1 rRNA gene is annotated in these 284 nt (G+C 54.2%); it reads right to left on the bottom strand.

Annotated features, from left to right (window positions below):
- Positions 1-284 (bottom strand): 16S ribosomal RNA (locus tag QP363_RS13010); the annotation flags it as partial.

Genomic DNA, 284 nt, shown 5'->3' with positions numbered 1-284 from the left:
AGCCTTGCGGCCGTACTCCCCAGGCGGGGCACTTAATGCGTTAGCTACGGCGCGGAAACCATGAAACCAGCCCCCACACCTAGTGCCCAACGTTTACAGCATGGACTACCAGGGTATCTAATCCTGTTCGCTCCCCACGCTTTCGAGCCTCAGCGTCAGTTACAGACCAGAGAGCCGCTTTCGCCACCGGTGTTCCTCCATATATCTACGCATTTCACCGCTACACATGGAATTCCACTCTCCCCTTCTGCACTCAAGTTAAACAGTTTCCAAAGCCTACAATG

The organism is Corynebacterium sp. UMB6689, assembly GCF_030215295.1.
Classification (GTDB): Bacteria; Actinomycetota; Actinomycetes; order Mycobacteriales; family Mycobacteriaceae; genus Corynebacterium; species Corynebacterium aurimucosum.
Note: the sequence above shows the minus strand (reverse complement) of the source record. Positions and strands in the feature narration are given on the sequence as shown.